At 70.7% G+C, this 13,862-nt stretch carries 9 protein-coding genes; 6 read left to right on the top strand and 3 right to left on the bottom strand.

Annotated features, from left to right (window positions below; all coding sequences use genetic code 11):
* The first annotated feature begins 90 nt into the window (after positions 1-90).
* Positions 91-1,341 (top strand): sensor histidine kinase, encoded by a 1,251-nt coding sequence (locus JIG36_RS45990; RefSeq protein ID WP_307873185.1) that lies wholly within the window; start codon positions 91-93, stop codon positions 1,339-1,341.
* A 6-nt stretch (positions 1,342-1,347) separates the two neighbouring features.
* Positions 1,348-1,992 carry a response regulator transcription factor gene (locus JIG36_RS45985; protein ID WP_203383229.1) on the top strand — a complete coding sequence of 215 codons (645 nt, stop codon included), beginning with the start codon at positions 1,348-1,350 and terminating at the stop codon, positions 1,990-1,992.
* A 179-nt stretch (positions 1,993-2,171) separates the two neighbouring features.
* Here JIG36_RS45985 and JIG36_RS45980 read toward each other — a convergent pair whose 3' ends face one another.
* Complete coding sequence (locus JIG36_RS45980; protein ID WP_203383228.1) at positions 2,172-2,828, bottom strand: Rv1352/Rv1906c domain-containing protein; 657 nt, start codon at positions 2,826-2,828, stop codon at positions 2,172-2,174.
* A 444-nt stretch (positions 2,829-3,272) separates the two neighbouring features.
* Here JIG36_RS45980 and JIG36_RS45975 point away from each other — a divergent pair, with 444 nt between their 5' ends.
* Positions 3,273-4,106 (top strand): SDR family oxidoreductase, encoded by an 834-nt coding sequence (locus tag JIG36_RS45975; protein WP_203383227.1) that lies wholly within the window; start codon positions 3,273-3,275, stop codon positions 4,104-4,106.
* A 61-nt stretch (positions 4,107-4,167) separates the two neighbouring features.
* Here the strand turns inward: JIG36_RS45975 and JIG36_RS45970 are convergent, their stop codons facing one another.
* Complete coding sequence (locus tag JIG36_RS45970; RefSeq protein WP_203383226.1) at positions 4,168-6,291, bottom strand: SulP family inorganic anion transporter; 2,124 nt, start codon at positions 6,289-6,291, stop codon at positions 4,168-4,170.
* 197 nt (positions 6,292-6,488) lie between these two features.
* Between JIG36_RS45970 and JIG36_RS52895 the strand changes: the two genes are divergently transcribed.
* Positions 6,489-8,045, top strand: a complete 1,557-nt coding sequence (locus JIG36_RS52895; RefSeq protein ID WP_236049664.1) for a pentapeptide repeat-containing protein — start codon at positions 6,489-6,491, stop codon at positions 8,043-8,045.
* Positions 8,046-8,133: 88 nt separating this feature from the next.
* Here JIG36_RS52895 and JIG36_RS45950 read toward each other — a convergent pair whose 3' ends face one another.
* Entirely contained in the window at positions 8,134-9,204 is a 1,071-nt protein-coding gene (locus tag JIG36_RS45950; protein WP_203383225.1) for an NAD-dependent epimerase/dehydratase family protein, read from the bottom strand.
* Positions 9,205-9,388: 184 nt separating this feature from the next.
* Between JIG36_RS45950 and JIG36_RS45945 the strand changes: the two genes are divergently transcribed.
* Both JIG36_RS45945 and JIG36_RS45940 read left to right on the top strand, forming a co-directional pair.
* Positions 9,389-11,965: a carboxylate--amine ligase/circularly permuted type 2 ATP-grasp protein gene (locus JIG36_RS45945; protein ID WP_203383224.1), complete on the top strand. Its 2,577-nt coding sequence runs from the start codon at positions 9,389-9,391 to the stop codon at positions 11,963-11,965.
* Between the two features lie 111 nt (positions 11,966-12,076).
* A complete protein-coding gene (locus JIG36_RS45940) occupies positions 12,077-13,849 on the top strand; it encodes an N-acetylglutaminylglutamine amidotransferase (RefSeq protein WP_203383223.1) in 1,773 nt (590 codons plus the stop codon).
* Positions 13,850-13,862: the final 13 nt, after the last annotated feature.

Below are 13,862 nucleotides of genomic sequence, written 5' to 3'. Positions count from 1 at the left end.
GGCGTGGCCAGTCCCCGAACGCCTCAGTGGGCTGGCGGCTCACGGTCGCAGCGCCTCTTGCGACCGCCGCGCGTCTCTGGACGGTCGGCCGTGAAGAGAGCGCTTCGGTTGGTGCGACGGGGTGGGGAGCCGCTGGCGGCGGTGGCGCTGGGAGCCCTGAGCGGCGCCGGGGAGGCGATCTTCCTTGTTCTGGCCGCGCTGCTGTGGCCGTTCCGGGGGCGGCGGGCCGTGCTCGAACGCGCGCGGGCCATCGCCGGGTGGGAGCGGCGCCGGCTGTTGATGCCCGAGGTGCACACCCCCGACGAGGCGCGCGTTCTGAGCTTCCTCGGCGCGCGGCTCGTTCCGGCGTTCCTCGGTGCGGTGACCGCCGGGCTGCTCGTGGTCGGGGTGGTGCTGGCGGTCATCGTGGTTCGGGCGTTCGTCTCCGGCGCGATGAGCGTGCTCGACGTGGTCGCGCAGGTCCTCATCGGGACGACGTTGCTGGGGCTCAACGTCCAGGCGATCGGCAGCGTGCTGCGGCTCGACCGGTGGCTGGCGCGCACACTGCTCGAACCGGGTTCGCGCGAAGAGTTGGAACAGCGCATCACCGAGCTCACCGCGACCCGGGCCGGTGTGATGGCCGCGGTCGACGCCGAGCGGCGGCGGATCGAGCGCGACCTGCACGACGGACTGCAGCAGCGGCTCGTCTCGCTGGGCATGCTGCTGGGTCGCGCCCGTCGCAGCCGCGACCCCGACCAGGCGGCGCGGCTGCTGGCCCAGGCCCACGACGACGCCCGGCACGCGCTGGACGAACTGCGCGAGGTCGCCTGGCGCGTCTACCCGTCGGCCCTCGACAACGGCACTGTGGACGACGCCCTGAGCATGGTCGCGCAGCGGTCGGCGGTGCCGGTCCGGATCTCCTACCGCCTCGCCGAGCGACCGCCGCCGCAGGTCGAGACGGTTCTCTACTTCGTGGCCAGCGAGGCCATCACCAACGCGGCCAAACATTCCGGAGCGACCGTGATCGACATCCACATCGACGTCGCCGGCTCCGGCTTCGGCTCCAGCTCCGAGGTGGAAATGCTGATACGCGACGACGGCCACGGCGGCGCCGACCCGTCCGGCAGCGGATTGCAGGGCTTGGCCCGCCGTGTGGCCGCCCTGGACGGCAGCTTCACCCTGCAGAGCCCACCGAAGGGCGGAACCACCCTGCGCGTAACCCTCCCCACCACCCCGGCGCCACCGCATGGAACCACCGCACCGCGAGTCATGCCCTCCGCCACCCCGACCCCACCGCAGAGCTTGGCCACCACCACCGACGCCGCGGGGCCGGGCGGCGCTGGTCTTGCGGGACGGGGCTGATCGCGCGTGCGGATTGTGCTGGCTGAAGACTCGACACTGCTGCGGGAAGGGCTCGTGCGGCTGCTGGCCGACGAAGGGCATGAGGTCGTCGCGGCCGCTGCGGATGCTGATGAGCTGGTGGCGGCCGTTGCCGAGCATCGGCCCGACTCGGTGGTCACGGATGTGCGGATGCCGCCCACCAACACCGATGACGGGCTTCGGGCGGCGCTGGAGATCCGGCGGCGCTGGCCTGGCGTCGCGGTGCTGGTGCTCTCGCAGTATGTGGAGAAGCGCTACGCCACCCAGTTGCTCTCCGACCGGTCGGACGGCGTCGGCTACCTGTTGAAGGACCGGGTGGCCCAGGTCGAAGACTTTCTCGACGCCCTCGACCGGGTGGGTGCCGGGTCGACCGCGCTCGATCCGGAAGTGGTGCGGCAGTTGATGTCCGGCACCAGCCACACCGATCCGCTGAGCCGGTTGACTCCCCGCGAGCAGGAGGTGCTGCGGCACATGGCTCAGGGCTACACCAACGCGGCCGTCGCCGAGCGGCTGCACGTGTCACAGAGCGCGGTCGAGAAACACGTCAACGCCATCTTTGACAAGCTCGAGCTGGCCGCCGCGACCGGTTACAGCCGCCGGGTGCTGGCAATCCTCCGCTACCTGGGCAGCTGACGAGCCCTCCCCCGCTAGCCGGTTCCGGCCCCAGCCTTGCCGCCGCTCAGCCCCGATCAGCCGACGCGAGACCAGGATTGCCGCCGCCCAGCCCCGATCAGCCGACGCGAGACCAGGATTGCCGCCGCCCAGCCCCGATCAGCCGACGCGGGACCGGGATTGCCGCCGCCCAGCCGCGGTCAGCCGGCGGTGCGGGTCCAGGTTTTGCAGCCGCTGGTCTGGAAGATGCCGCCGGGGGTGATGGTCACGAGCAGCTGGCCCTTGGCGAACTCGTTGGTGATCGTGCTGGCCGAGGCGCCGTCGGCGGAGCGGGAACGTTCCCAGTAGCAGTAGTCGGTGTTGCCGGTGGAGCGGTACGTGCCGGGCAGGAAGTCGGAACCGACGAAGTAGACGCCGTTGCCGGGGATCGTGGTCTTCTTCGACTTGACGCTCATGGCGGCCGCGGTGACGCGGGTCCAGGTGCCGCAGCCGCTGGACTTGAAGACCTTGTCGGTGGGCTTCACGTAGACCAGCCGCTGCCCGCTGCCGATGTCGTTGGCGATGATGCTGCTGGTCGAGCCGCCGGCGTTGGTGGCGCGTTCCCAATAGCAGGAGGTGTTTCCGACCGAACGGTAGACACCGGCGTTGAAGTCCTTGCCGACCAGATAGGTGCCCGCCCCAGGGATCGTGTTCTTCGCGGTCGCGGTCACCTGCACCGCCGAGCCGGCTGCGGGCACGTGCCCCGACGAGCCGGCCGCGGCCACCGGCACCGCGCCGGTCGAGAGCGGAGCCGCGAAGGACAGGGCCGCGACCGCCCAGCCGAGCGAACGATGGCCGCGCCGGAGAACAGCGTTCATCTCACTCCTTCGAAGTTCGCGGAACGAGCCGCCCGCGGTGCTGCTAAGTAGAGACGCCGAAACTCCGCATTTCGCGCGAAGTCGACGAAAGGGAGTATGTCCGCCCCACACGCACGACGACCGGGCAACGCGCTTTCCTCGTCCGCTCGCGGAGAACGTCTGCCCGATCGGACGACACCGCGGGGGCACGCCGAGCACGGCGGGGAGGCGAGGCTTGTCGCGGCGGGCAGGCGGCTCGTTGCGGCGGGCCGGGTTCGCGGCGCGCGGCGGGGCGGCTTGTTGCGGCGCGCGGCGGGGCGGCTTGTTGCGGCGCGCGGCGGGGCGGCTTGTTGCGGCGCGCGGCGGGGCGGCTTGTTGCGGCGCGGGCCGGGTTTGTGACGGGGCGAGGCGGCTTGTTGCGGCGGGCTGGGTTTGTGGTGCGGCGGAGAGGCGTACAAAAGGGGAATGGGTTTGATCGTGGTGTCGGGAGCCGGCGGGCGCCTAGGACGGCGGGTTGTCGAGCGGATGAGCGGGCCCCTCCGGATGCTGGTCCGGAATGCGGGACGGGCGCCGGAGAAGGCGGGAGCCGAAGTCGCGGTGGCCGAATATCGGGACGGCGCCGCCGTGACAAAGGCGTTGACCGGAGCGGAAACCGTGCTCATGGTGTCGGCGGCCGAGACGCCCGACCGGGTGGACGAGCACCGCAGCTTCGTCGACGCGGCGGTGATGGCGGGCGTGGGGCATCTGGTCTACACGTCGTTCGTCGGCGCCTCGCCGGACGCCACGTTCACGCTGGCCCGTGACCACTGGGCCACCGAGCAGCACATTCGCGACAGCGGGCTGGCGTTCACGTTTCTGCGGGACAACCTGTACGCCGACTTCATGCGGTTCCTGGTCGGCGAGGACGGCGTGATCCGCGGCCCGGCCGGTGACGGGCGCGCTGCGGTGGTGGCTCAGGACGACATCGCGGACGTCATCACGACGGTGCTTCGTGAGCCGGGAGCGCACGCGGGCCGGACGTACGACCTCACCGGCCCCGCCGCGGTCAGCCTGGCCGAGGTCGCGGCGATCGTCGGCGCGTCCACCGGCCGGGACGTGCGCTTCCACAACGAGAGCATTCCCGAGGCGTACGCATCCCGCTCGCCCTTCGGCGCCCCGGACTGGCAGGTCGACGCGTGGGTCAGCACCTACACCGCGATCGCGGCCGGCGAACTGGCGACGGTCTCCACGGCGGTCGAGGAGCTGACCGGCCACCCGGCCACGTCACTGGCGGAGCTGCTGGAACGCGAACCAGCCTGACAACGGCTCCCGGGCCACGCTGACTGCGCAACGCGGCCCGGGAGCCGAACAAAATGCCACGTCAGGTGGCATCCACCGGGAGCGGCTCCCGCACCCGGCGGGCCGCGTCCACGGCGTACATCCGTGCCTCGGCCAGGTCGAAGTAGAGGCCGGTCAAGGTCAAGCGGCCCGCGGCCTCGGCCTCACGGACCACCGGGTAGGTGCGGAGGTTGACCAGCTGCTGCGCCACGTTGGCGGTGATGCAACCCTCCTCGTCGGCGCAGTCGGTGAAGTCGACGCCGGACTGTCGCAGCCACTGGCCCAGCGCCGCGTCCTCCTGGAAACCGCCGCTCATCAACGCCCGTACGGCGCCGCAACCCGAGTGGCCGCAGACCGTGATCGTGCCTACGCCCAGCGCCTCGACGGCGAACTCGATCGCGGCACCCACGGAAGTGTCCCCCTTGCCGTACGGGGGAACGATGTTGCCGACATTCCGGACGCAGAAGAGGTCACCCGGACCGCTCGTCGTGATCAGGTTGGGCACGAGGCGGGAGTCGGCGCACGTGATGAACAGCTGTTCCGGCTGCTGACCGTCGCGCGCGAGGCCGGCCAGATGCGGCCGCACCAGGGGGGCCACGCTGCGCTCGAACTCGCGGATGCCGGCCTCCATGGCGTCCCGCCGCTGCCGGTCACGGTCCTGCCACTGCGTCCACGAGCCGAAGCGGCGCGGCGGCGCGGTCTTGCCGTCGCCCAGCCGCCCGGTCTGGGCCCGCGAGAACCACCCGTCGTGGGTCTCGCGCACCGTGACGGTTCCGCCGGTTTTCCCGTACGCCTCCCGCCAGTCGTCGATCACCTGGAACGCGCCGTGGTCCAGATAGTCGAGGTGCAGCTCGACCGCGACCTTCTCGCCCTCCGGGATCTGGGCCAGCGCACGAGCCACCCGCCCCGACCCGATGAACGCGAGCGTGCCGCTGATCGTGACCGTCCACTCCCCCGGCCCGGCCGCCACGACCCGCGTCTCGCAGCGCACCAGCCGCCACAGCATGATCAGCACCGCCGAGCCGAGCCCGAGCGCGACCCCGGTCAGCAGATCCGTCGCCACCACCCCGACTGCGGTGATCACGTACGTCGGAAGTTCGCGATGCCGCACGTAGGTGCGGATCTGGGCCAGGCTGATCAGCCGCAACCCGACCACGACCAGCACCGCGGCCAGCGCCGCCATCGGGATCGTCTCGAGCAGCGGCGCGCACACCAGCACGAAGACCGCGATCCAGAGACCATGCAGAATCGCCGAGGCCCGCGTACGGGCTCCGGCCGCCACGTTCGTGGAGCTGCGCACGATGACGCCGGTGATGGGCAGGCCGCCGAGCAGGCCCGAAGTCGCGTTGCCGGCGCCCTGGGCGACCAGTTCGCGGTTGAGGTCGGCGCGCGGACCGTCGTGCATGCGGTCGACGGCCACCGCCGAGAGCAGGGATTCGACGCTGGCGACCAGGGCGATCGTCAGCACGGCGACGGTGATCTCGCCCGGGCCGGCGTCGGGCCAGCGCGGGAAGATCATTTCGTCGAGCGGGTTGTCGGGCAGTTCGACCAGTTTGATGTCGGTGGCGAACGCGGCGGTCACCACGGTCGCGATCACGACCGCGGCCAGCGCGGCCGGCAGCAGCGAGGTCTTCACCAGGCGTGGCCACAGCAGCAGCACGGCGATGGTGAGCAGACCGATCAGGGTGGAATGGCCGTGGTTGCCGGCGATCTGCGCGGGCAGGTCACGGAGGTTCTTCCACGCTTCGCCCTGGGCGTCGCCGCCGAGCAGCACGTGGATCTGGCTCAGGGCGATCACCAGCCCGATGCCGGCGAGCATGCCGTGCACCACGGCCGGTGAGAGGGCGAGCGCGGCGCGGCCCAGGCGGGCCAGGCCGAGAATGATCTGAACGCCACCCGCGAGCGCCACGATGGCGGCGGTGGCGGCGAATCCATAACTCACGATGGTCCCTGCGACGATCACCGTCAGCCCCGCGGCCGGACCGCTGACCTGCAGCGGCGCGCCGCCGAGCAGACCCACGACCACACCACCGACAACGGCGGCGATCAGACCGGACATCAGGGGCGCGCCGGAGGCGGCCGCGATGCCGAGCGAGAGCGGAATGGCGATCAGGAAGACCACGATCGACGCCGGGACGTCATGCCGGAATGCCTTCAAGACGGACATTCCGGCAATGTAACGATTGCTGGTTAACCACCCGTTACGACGCCGCCCCCTCCAGGTAAGCCACAGCGAATTGCCGGTTGCCTCTCAGCCCACCACCCGCACGGAACAGACCCCGGGAGTGTCCGCGACCCGACTGACCGTTCCCCGCCGCAGCGATAGAACGTGCGGAGACCGGATGCCGCCCGGACGGAGACGCCATGCGCTGGCCGGTGAAGCTCCGCACCGGGCGGGCCCGCCCCGTCCGGCTCACGCTGAGCACACTCCTGGCCGCGGCCGCCGGCCTCGCCTTCCTCCTGGTCGAACTGCGCCTGCTCTGGAAACCGCCGGCGTCGCTGATCCCCGGTGGCTCGGACGACCCGGCCGCCGTCGGCCAGTTCCGGTCGGCCGTCATCCAGCTCGGCATCGCCCTCGGCGCGGTCGTCGCCCTGCTCTACACGGCGCGCACCTATCGGCTGGCCCGCCGCGGCCAGATGACCGAACGATTCGCCAAGGCCCTGGAACGCCTGGGTTCACCCGAGCCCTACATCCGGATCGGCGCCATCCACGCCCTCGACCACGTCATGCGCGACTCGGTGGAACACCACTCCGATGTCGTAGAGCTGCTTCTCGCGTACGTGCGGAACCGCGCCCCCGCCCACCGCCCGGCTCGCACCCAGCCGGTCCACGAGCGATGGGTGCACCCGCCCATCGGACTCGTCGCCCCGGAACCACCCGCCCCGGCACCGGCCGCCGACGTGCAGGCCGCGTTGACCTCGATCGCCAACCGCCCCCGACGCCCGTACAGCGAACGCGTCCGGATCCGGCTGCGGGATCTCGACCTGCGCGGGGCCGACCTGTCGAACGCCTACCTGGTCAACGCCGACCTCGCCGGCTCCAACCTGTCGGGGACGGCCATGCGGGGCGCCGACCTGTCGGGCGCGTCCCTGCCCGGCGCCGATCTCTCCGCGGCCGATCTGGCCGGGGCCGTCCTCGTCGAAGCCGACCTTCAGGACGCCCACCTGGCCGGGGCCGTCCTGACCGAAGCGAAACTGACCCGAGCCACCCTCGTACGGGCGGACCTGCGGGGCGCGACGCTGCGGGACGCCACGCTGTACGCGGCGAAGCTGGCCGGAGCCGACCTGTCGGAGGCGTCGCTCGACGCGGCCCAGCTCGCGGGGGCCGATCTCAGCGCGGCCCACCTGACCGGGGCGACGGCGCAGCTGACCAACCTGATCGGCGCCACGGTGGCCGAGACCGCGCTCGGCGGGGCCGTCCGGCACCGGGCGCCGGCCCGCCCCGGCCTCCGGACCAGGTTCGGCCGCTACGCCCGCAGTGCCCTCAACTGGATCAACCTGGCCTCGGTGGCCGGCGTGCTCATCGCGGTCTCGGGTCGCACGAAGCTGGTCCGCGGCGGCACCCTCAACCCGGCGGCGACCGGCGTGCTGATCGCCGGCAACTACGGCCGCCGCTGGCCCGCCCAGACCACCTTCACCGTGGGCGGAGTGATCATCGCGCGCCGCCCGGCGGCCTGGCTCCTGGGCGAGGGCCGCGAGTCGCTGCTCCGGCACGAACTGATTCACAGCACGCAGTACGCACTGCTCGGGCCCCTGTTCTGGCCGCTCTACTGGCTCGCGGCCCTGTTCTCCTACCTGACGACCGGCAGCGCCAGCGCCCGCAACATCTTCGAGCGCTGGGCCGGGCTCGCCGCCGGCGGCTACGCGGATCTCCCGCTGTCACCGCGGCTCGACGGCCTGCTGCGCCGTCTCCGCCGATGAGCCCGCCCGGCCGGCCACACGCCGGGCGGGCGGACCAGCGCGACGAGGGGCGAAGCCGGGCGGGAGCGAAAGAGCCGCCGGCGGGCGGTCAGGCCTTCCAGACGTCCTGGTTGGCCTCGTACATCTCGCGCAGGATGGCCGGGACGTCGTAGGTCAGCTTCCAGTCGGGGTAGTGCTCCTCGAACCGGGTCGTGCTGCTGATCCACCACTGGTGGTCGCCGGTGCGGGCCTGGTCGACGTAGTCGGTGCGGGCCTCGAGCCCGGTGATCTCCGACGCGATCTGGAACGCCTCGATGTGGCTGCAGTTGGAGAACCGGCCGCCGCCCATGTTGTAGACCTCGGCCACCCGCGGCGCCTTGTGGAAGGCCTCGAACGCCGACACCAGGTCGTGGGAGTGGATGGCGTCGCGCACCATTTTCCCCTTGTACCCGTAGATGTGGTACATCCGCTGCTCCATGACGCACCGCATCACGTACGCCAGGAAGCCGTGCAGCTCGGCCGCCGAGTGGCCCGGACCGGTCAGCGTGCCGCCGCGAAACACCGCCGTGGGCATGTCGAAGTAGCGCCCGTACTCCTGCACCAGCACGTCGGCCGCGACCTTGGACGCGCCGAACACCGAGTGCAGCGTCTGGTCGATCGACATCTGCTCGTCGATGCCGCCGTACCACTGGTGGTCCTCGGGCAGCTCGTAGCGCGTCTCGTGCTCGATCAGCGGCAGCCGGTTGGGGGTGTCGCCATAGACCTTGTTGGTCGAGGTGAAGATGAAGGGCGCGTTCGGCGAGTGGGCCCGCGCGGCCTCCAGCATGTTGAGCGTGCCGACCGCGTTCACGTCGAAGTCGGTGAACGGCTCCTTGGCCGCCCAGTCGTGCGAGGGCTGGGCCGCGGCGTGGATGACCAGGCCGATATTGCTGCCGAGCTTGGCGAACAGGGCGGCCAGGCCGTCCCGGTCGCGGATGTCGATCTCGTGGTGGGTGTACCGGTCGCCGACCTCGGAGGTCAGGCGGTCCAGGTTCCACCGGGTGGAGCCGTCCTTGCCGAAGAAGTAGCTGCGCATGTCGTTGTCGATGCCGACGACGTCCATGCCGAGCCCGGCGAAGTGCCTCACCGACTCGGAGCCGATCAAACCGGCGGATCCGGTCACCACGACGACATTGCTCATCAAACAACCTCCGGTGAGAGTTCGGCCCGAGGTTACAGGGTGTACGCATCCCACTGGGTGACGACCTGCCATGTCGTCACAGTGATGCATGGCTCGCATCTGAAACGGGCACGGAACAGGATTGCTACATGTGATGGCGAGGCTCCGACGAGGCAGAAGTTCGGGCCATACGAAGGGCGGTCCTATGACGGAGTCTCTCAGCGTCACGCCGGACGACGGGACAAAGAGCAACGGACTCGATCTCGGGGCCGAGGAGGAACTCCACGTCGTCGACCTGGTGACCAGGGAACTCGTGCCCCGCGCGCAGGACATCCTGGACCAGCTCAACCCGGAGCACTTCTCGGCCGAGCTGCACCGCTCGGTGGTCGAGACCAACACCCCGGTGGCGGCCACGCTGGACGGCCTGCGCGACGCGATCGTCGGACGCCGCCGCACGGCGATCCAGGTCGCCGAGTCGCTGGGACTGGGTCTGGTGGCGGCCGGAACGGTCCCGCTGGTCGACCTGGAATCACTCCCCGTGACGCCCACGTCGCGGTACCGGCGCATGCTCGACGACTACCAGCTGCTCGCCCGCGAACAGTTGATCTGCGGCGCCCAGGTGCACGTCGGCGTCCCCGACCGGGACGAGGCGGTCGCCGTCTCCCAGCGCGTCGCGTCGGCGCTGCCCACCCTGCTCGCGCTGAGCACGTCGAGCCCGTACTGGATGGGTGAGGACTCGGGCTATGCCAGCGTGCGGTCGCTGGTCTGGCTGCGCTGGCCGACCGCCGGCGACCCGGGCCGGCTGAACAGCGCCGCCGACTACGACGAGCTGGTCGAGGACCTGCTCGCCTCGGGCACCATCACCGATCCCAAGATGGTCTATTTCGACGTACGCCCGTCCGCGCACCTGCCGACCGTCGAGTTGCGTGTCACCGACTCCAGCCCGGACGTCGACACCGTCGTGCTGCTCGCCGGGCTGTTCCGCGGCCTGGTGCTGCGCGCCCAGCAGGAATACCGCGCCGAGCGCCCGTTCACCCCGACCCGGCCGCCGCTGCACCGCGCCGCGATGTGGCGGGCCGCCCGCTCGGGCCTCGAGGGTGACCTGCTCGACCTGCCCCACTCCCCGCAGCCGGTGCCCGCCGCGGTCGCCGTCGAGCGGCTGGTCGGCGATCTGCGTCCGCAGCTGGAGGAGCTGGGCGACTGGGAGCAGGTGTTCGACCTGTCGGTACGCGCGCTCAGCCGGGGCAGCTCGGCCGCGCGGCAGCGCCGGGCCATGTCGCGCCGCGGCCGCATCTCCGACGTGGTCGACCTCGTGGTGGCCGACACGCGGGGCGGCGCGACCGGCATCGGCCCCGAGGGCCAGTCGGTTCCGGGCGGGCTTTTCCCGTACGCCCGTACGGGTGATGAGGCTTTCCCCGGTGGTGACGTCACGGAGGCGTACGCGGGAATCCTGAATGTCCTGACCGCGCTCGGCTCGGCCGGTCTGCGTCGGCGCGAGGACGCGCGGGACGACGAGCAGCGCCAGCGGGGCATCACGTTCAGCGTGGCCGGCGAGGCCGCCACCCGGCTCTTCCCGTTCGACCTGGTGCCCCGGGTGGTGCCGGCCTCGGACTGGGCGGGGCTGCGGGTCGGGCTGGTGCAGCGGGTGCGCGCGCTCGACCTGTTCATCCAGGACGTCTACGGCGACCGCAACGTGGTCGGCGACGGCATCATGCCCGAGTGGGTGATCGACGGCTCGCCCGAACTGCGTCCCAGCGGCGCCCTGGTCGCCCATGCGGGGGTGCGGGCCCAAGTGGCCGGCGTCGACCTGGTGCGCGACGCCGACGGCCAGTGGTGTGTGCTCGAGGACAACCTGCGGGTCCCGTCGGGCATCGCCTACGCCATGCAGAACCGCCGCCTGACCGAGGCCGTGCTGCCCGAACTGCCGGAGCCGGAGAACCTGATCTCGGTCGAGCGGACGCCTCAGATGCTGCTGCGCACGCTGGTCGAGTCGGCGCGCCCGGCCGCCGGTGACACGCCGCGGGTGGTGGTGCTCAGCCAGGGCCCGGACGACTCGGCGTGGTTCGAGCACCGGATGCTGGCCGACGAGATGGGCGTGCCGGTCGTCCGCAGCACCGAGCTGTTCGTCGACGGCGACCGCGTGTTCCGGCTGCGGGACGGCAAGCGCTACCCGGTCGACGTGATCTATCTGCGGATGGGCGAGGACAGCCTGGTCCACTCCCCCGGCGCCGACGGCATGCCGCTGGGTCCGAGCCTGATCACCGCGCTGCACGCCGACACGGTGGTGCTGGCCAACGCGCTCGGCAACGGGATCGGCGACGACAAGGCCGTGTACGCCTACGTGCCCAAGCTGATCGAGTACTACCTGGGTGAGAAGCCGCTGCTGAACGACGTGACCACCTATCTCTGCGGCATCCCGGAGCAACGGGCCGAGGTGCTGGACCGCCTCGACCAGCTGGTCTGCAAGCCGGTCGACGGTTACGGCGGCGACCGCATCGTGATCGGTCCGCATGCGACCGAGGAGGAGCTTTCCGCCGTACGGCGTCAGATCCGCACCGCCCCGCACCGATGGGTGGCGCAGGAGGTCGTCCAGCTCTCGACGCACCCGGTCTTCGACGGTCACCAGCTGGCGGCCCGCCACGTCGACCTGCGCGCCTTCATCTTCACCGGCGCCGAGTCGGTCGTCGCCCCGGCCGCCCTCACCCGGGTGGCCCCGGCCGGCTCGATGATCGTCAACTCGTCGCGCGGCGGTGGTTCGAAGGACACGTGGCTGCTGGGCTGAGAGGCCGGCGGCCGGGGTGACGGGCCGGGAAAAGGACACCTGGTTGCTGCGGTGACAGGTGCGTTACGGCGCCTTTACCCGATCGAAACCGACAACAGGGAGGTTCATCAAATGTGCGGAATCGCGGGCGAACTGCGGTACGACGGTCACCTGGCGGACGAGGAAGCTGTGCGCCGGATGCTGCCGTGCCTGGAGTCGCGCGGTCCCGACGGTGAGGGCCTCTGGGCGCGTGGCCCGGTCGCGCTCGGCCACCGCCGGCTCAAGATCATCGACTTGTCGGAGGCCGGCCACCAGCCGATGACCGACGACGAGTTGGGGCTGTCGCTGGTCTTCAACGGCTGCATCTACAACTACAAGCAGCTGCGTGAGGAACTGCAGGGCCACGGCTACAAGTTCTTCTCCACGTCGGACACCGAGGTGATCCTCAAGGCCTACCATTGCTGGGGCGCCGACTGTGTGCAGCACTTCCTCGGCATGTTCGCGTTTGTGATCGTCGAGCACGACACCGGGACGGTCATGATGGCCCGCGACCGCCTCGGCATCAAGCCGCTCTATCTGGCCGAGACCCGTGGCCGGGTGCGGTTCGCGTCGACGCTGCCCGCGCTGCTGGCGGCGGGCGACGTGGACAAGTCGATCGACAAGGTCGCGCTGCAGCACTACATGACGTTCCACTCGGTCGTGCCCGCGCCGCGCACGATCATCAACGGCGTACGGAAGCTGCCCCCGGCGACCGTGCGCGTCATCCGCACCGATGGCACCTCGACCGAGCGGGTCTACTGGGAGGCCTCGTTCACGCGCCGGCCCGAGGTGGCGGACGCGGAGTGGCCCGAGCTGATCCACGAGAAGCTGAAGCTGGCGGTCGAGCGGCGCATGGTGGCCGACGTGCCGGTCGGCGTGCTGCTCTCGGGTGGCATCGACTCCAGCTACATCGTGGCGCTCCTGGCCGAGCAGGGGCAGCGCGGCCTGACCACGTTCAGCATCGGGTTCGAGGCGGGCGGCGGCGAGCAGGGCGACGAGTTCGCGTACTCGGACATCGTGGCCAAACAGTTCGACACCACGCATCATCAGATCCGGATCGGGAAGGACCGGTTCCTGCCGGCTGTTGACCGTACGGTGGCCGCGATGAGCGAGCCGATGGTGTCGCACGACTGCATCGCGTTCAACCTGCTCAGCGAGGATGTGTCGAAGTCGGTCAAGGTCGTACAATCGGGTCAGGGCGCGGACGAGATCCTGGCGGGCTACAGCTGGTACCCACCCCTCGCCGACGTGCCTTACGACCAGGCCGTGGATGCGTACGCGAAGGAGTTCTTCGACCGCCCGCACAGCCGCCTCGCCCAGCAGCTCAACGCCGATTGGCTGGTCGACGCGGATGTCAGTCGGGAGTTCGTCGCCGCGAGCTTCGGCCGGCCCGGCGCCGAGACGGCGGTGGACGCGGCGTTGCGGCTCGACTCCCAGGTGATGCTGGTCGACGATCCGGTCAAACGGGTCGACAACATGACTATGGCGTGGGGCCTCGAGGCTCGCGTACCGTTCCTCGATCATGAGTTGGTGGAGTTGGCCGCGGCCTGCCCACCGGCTCTGAAACTGGCGCACGGTGGCAAGGGGGTTCTCAAGGACGCGGCCCGCGGGGTCGTGCCCGACGAGGTGATCGACCGGACCAAGGGTTACTTCCCGGTTCCCGGGATCCGGCACCTCGAAGGCGCGATGCTCGACAAGGTCCGCGACGCGCTCACCGCGCCGGCCGCCCGGGAGCGAGGGCTCTTCCGGCAGGAGTACACCGACTTCCTGCTGGCCGACCCGAACACGCCGCGCACCACGCTCGGCGCCAACCAGCTGTGGCAGCTCGCCCTGCTGGAGATGTGGTTGCAGGACAAAGGGATCTAGTTATCGAGGGAGG

This window comes from Paractinoplanes ovalisporus (genome assembly GCF_016834655.1).
Taxonomy (GTDB): domain Bacteria; phylum Actinomycetota; class Actinomycetes; order Mycobacteriales; family Micromonosporaceae; genus Actinoplanes; species Actinoplanes ovalisporus.
Note: the sequence above shows the minus strand (reverse complement) of the source record. Positions and strands in the feature narration are given on the sequence as shown.

Coding starts and splice junctions, on each gene's coding strand:
- JIG36_RS45980 (WP_203383228.1), bottom strand. CDS start 2,828: ATGAACGCTGTTCTCCGGCGCGGCCATCGTTCGCTCGGCTGGGCGGTC.
- JIG36_RS45940 (WP_203383223.1), top strand. CDS start 12,077: ATGTGCGGAATCGCGGGCGAACTGCGGTACGACGGTCACCTGGCGGAC.
- JIG36_RS45970 (WP_203383226.1), bottom strand. CDS start 6,291: ATGTCCGTCTTGAAGGCATTCCGGCATGACGTCCCGGCGTCGATCGTG.
- JIG36_RS52895 (WP_236049664.1), top strand. CDS start 6,489: ATGCGCTGGCCGGTGAAGCTCCGCACCGGGCGGGCCCGCCCCGTCCGG.
- JIG36_RS45945 (WP_203383224.1), top strand. CDS start 9,389: ATGACGGAGTCTCTCAGCGTCACGCCGGACGACGGGACAAAGAGCAAC.
- JIG36_RS45975 (WP_203383227.1), top strand. CDS start 3,273: ATGGGTTTGATCGTGGTGTCGGGAGCCGGCGGGCGCCTAGGACGGCGG.
- JIG36_RS45950 (WP_203383225.1), bottom strand. CDS start 9,204: ATGAGCAATGTCGTCGTGGTGACCGGATCCGCCGGTTTGATCGGCTCC.